The sequence below is a fragment of the Marinagarivorans sp. genome (assembly GCF_982758155.1).
The window spans coordinates 4018-7278 of record NZ_CEXWTU010000240.1; the positions used below are offsets into that span (position 1 = coordinate 4018).

Annotated in this window: 4 protein-coding genes; all 4 read left to right on the forward strand. The window is 46.8% G+C overall.

Annotation, left to right across the window (positions count from 1 at the left end; translation table 11 throughout):
- A partial coding sequence (locus AC3A8L_RS18305) for a hypothetical protein (RefSeq protein WP_487963719.1) occupies positions 1-298 on the forward strand: 298 nt, incomplete at its 5' end.
- Positions 299-736: 438 nt separating this feature from the next.
- Positions 737-958: a DUF4266 domain-containing protein gene (locus AC3A8L_RS18310; protein WP_487963720.1), complete on the forward strand. Its 222-nt coding sequence runs from the start codon at positions 737-739 to the stop codon at positions 956-958.
- Between the two features lie 13 nt (positions 959-971).
- Positions 972-2258, forward strand: coding sequence for a DUF3570 domain-containing protein (locus AC3A8L_RS18315; RefSeq protein ID WP_487963721.1), 1287 nt, complete (start codon positions 972-974; stop codon positions 2256-2258).
- Positions 2258-3163: an FAD:protein FMN transferase gene (locus tag AC3A8L_RS18320; protein WP_487963722.1), complete on the forward strand. Its 906-nt coding sequence runs from the start codon at positions 2258-2260 to the stop codon at positions 3161-3163. The genes AC3A8L_RS18315 and AC3A8L_RS18320 overlap by 1 nt, the downstream gene beginning before the upstream one ends.
- The last annotated feature ends 98 nt before the right edge of the window (positions 3164-3261 follow it).

Sequence of the window (3261 nt, forward strand, 5' to 3'; positions counted from 1 at the left end):
TAATCATCGCAAGGCGAGCTGCCAGCAATTGCTGGAAATCGTTCGCCAGTTGGATCAGTCGGGTCGGGATCTAACTAGCGGCCACAATCGAATGTTAACCTCTATTAATGCAGGGCCGCCTGAACATATCGCTCGGCTAGCGCTAAGCGAAAAGGAGATGGAGGTTGTTTTGGATGAGTTCGATGAAATAGGCCGAGCTTACACGATTTTTACGAAACAGCAGATGGAGTTAAACCGCCAGCTAAAGGAGCAGGTGCGCTCAATTGCTGGTTTTTTGTTGCCGCGCGAGCAACATTAGGTATCGGGTCTCTATGGCCTAGATAGTCTCGTCTTAATTCTCCCGCCTCAGATCAATGCCGACATTGCCATTGTCCCGCGTGAGGGGGTCTCCACATTCTGGCTTAGTGCCGCTGTATTTGCCGGTAAGGTGTATCGGCGCGCGGAGTTTGCCTGTTAGAATGTTGCCGGATATTGACCTAAAGTAATAAGGGACGAGGAAACAATATTTCATCCACTAATGCTTGATATCGACCTCCTTACCATCGTTGCTTAAAGTGTTACATGCTTCGGTAACCGCTTCATACGTTACCCTGCAGACCTATTTTCCATATAGGCTCCGGCATGCGCCTCTTTAAACGCCTTGATAAGAAAGTCGATCTCTTCGCTTAATCGGATAAGCTATTATTGCTTCAACCCTAAAGTCTAGACATCTATACCTTGTTAGAGAGATAAGACTATGACCAAGCGTATTGTTTGCGCTGTTGCCTTGGCTGCAGCGATATCAATGTTACAAGGGTGCGCCGACACCCCAGTTTACAAGCGTGGCAACTTAGCAAAACCCGAAATGGGCTGGGCTCCGGACCCTATGGAAGCTGGACTGCAAAAGCATATATATTTCGCAAAAGAAGCATCCTCTGGTGGTGCGGAAGCGGCAGGCGGAGGTTGTGGCTGTAACTAAGCCCAAATTAACTATGACTAAGATAATAAAAAAGCAAAGTACTTCTTCCCGCTTAATGGCATTGTCGGCAGCCGCCGTTGCCCTGCCGGGAATCAGTGCTCAGGTTCAGGCGTCGGCACCTACCGAAACGGTTATCGGTTATCGATATACGTCTTATAACGAAAGCACCTTGGATGCTGATGATGTCGCGAGCGGCGACCTTGGCCGTTACGATATTAATGTTAATCAGTGGAGTTTGTTAACTCCCTTGGGGTCGCATTGGTCGTTGGCCGTTAATATTCAAGATGAAACATTATCGGGCGCATCGCCATGGTATGTGCAGCCTAAAGATCTCGGTGATGGCGAGGTTGATTACAATACACCTCAAGTTGTGATGTCTGGTGCCTCCCCGGGTAGTGAGAATGGCAATCTCATTGGTATTGATGAGCACCGAACCGACGCCAGCGTGGCGACATCCTATTACTACGATGGCGGTTCTGTTTCTGGCAATATCGCTGCCTCGACCGAGGATGATTACGAATCCTTTAGTTTTGGGTTATCGACTGAGCGCGAATTTGATAAAAAACAAACAGTCGTCGCAACGGGCTTTAGTTATTCTGACGATAGTATTTTTTATGAAGATGACACGCGAGTCGTCAAGCGCAATACCAGCGACCCTTTGCCGGATAATGCGGGCAAGACAAATGCATCCTTTTTTGTCAGCGCTTCGCGTATTCTTGGGCCAAATAATATTATTTTGGGCGGCATCAGCTTTGCGACCAAAGAGGGGCATTTAAGTGATGCCTACAAGCGGTTTGATAAGCGCCCACAAGAAAAAGATTCCTACACCCTAAACTTATCTTACCGGCATTATGTAAGGTCAATTCAAGGGGCTTGGCATTTCGATTACCGCTATTACGATGATACTTGGGGTGTTGCTTCTAATACGTTTAGTGTTGCGTTGTATAAGAAGTGGGAAAAGCTACAAATTGTCCCCTCCATACGCTATTACGGCCAAAGCGCAGCGACTTTTTATGATGTTTATTCGCTGTATCGTAAAGACGGTATTCCAGCGAGTGAGAACAACGGTAAGGATTATGCAAAATGGAATTATTATTCTGATGATGCGCGCCTATCGGATTACGCCTCGTTTGCTTTCGGTTTAAAGCTTGTCTTTAAGCAGAAACCTGTAGATTGGATATTGGGCATAGAGTATTACATGGCTGATGAAGAATTTTTGCCAGGCAATTCCGACTATTTGTCTCACCCCGGTATGATTCAGTACACGCGTTTTACCTTTGGTGTTGATCACCGTTTTTAATGGCTCATTTTAGTGTGCCTTTTAAGGCGATGGGTACGTTTTGCCAGATTCGGTTAGTGGCAGAATCCCAGTTGCAGGCTGAGCAAATAGCTCAGCCTGCAATATCCCGAATATCTATTCTTGAAAATCGTTACTCTCGTTACATTCCTTCTAGTTTAATTTCTCGCATCAATGCTAATGCTGGTCACCATCGTGTTGACCTCGACGAAGAGTCGCGTGCGTTATTTACCTATGCTGCCAGTGCCTTTGAGCAAAGTAGTGGGCTTTTTGATGTTACCTCCGGCATTTTGCGTAGGGCATGGAATTTTCGAAAGGTTGGGCCTGAAGCGACGCTACTGGTTGATAATGCATTGCCATCACCTGAAGCGCTTGAGGGGTTGTTGTGTTGTTCTGGCTGGGCAGGTGTTGAATGGAGTGGCGGGGCGACTATTCAGTTACCTGCGGGTTTTGAAATAGATTTTGGCGGTTTTGTTAAAGAGTATGCTGCAGATAGTGCTTTAGCTATTTTACGTGAAGGGGGTGTCTCGGCGGCAATGGTTGATATGGGCGGTGATATCGCTGCTTTTGGTGCGAACTGGCCCATTGCGATAAAGAACCCTCGTGAGCCGAAAACAAAGGTGGCGCAATTAAATTTACATAAAGGTGGCTTAGCGACAAGTGGAAATTACGAGCGCTTTTTTATGTTAGATAATAAACGCTATAGCCATATTTTAAATCCATTTACCGGCTGGCCAATAGTTACGCCGGCTAGCGTGAGCGTAGTGGCTGATAGCTGTTTGGTGGCGGGTACGGTAAGCACTGTGGCGATGCTGGCCGGGGAGGAGGGCTGCTTGGAAACTTTAGCGTCTTTTGAATTGCCGTTTTGCTGTGTTTTTAATGATGGTCGCGTGGTAGAGTGTTTTTAGGGGCGAGGAAACAATATTTCATCCACTAATGTTTGATCTCAGTATCCTTACCTTCGTTGCTCAAAGCGTTACATGCCTCGGTAACTGCTCCATGCGTT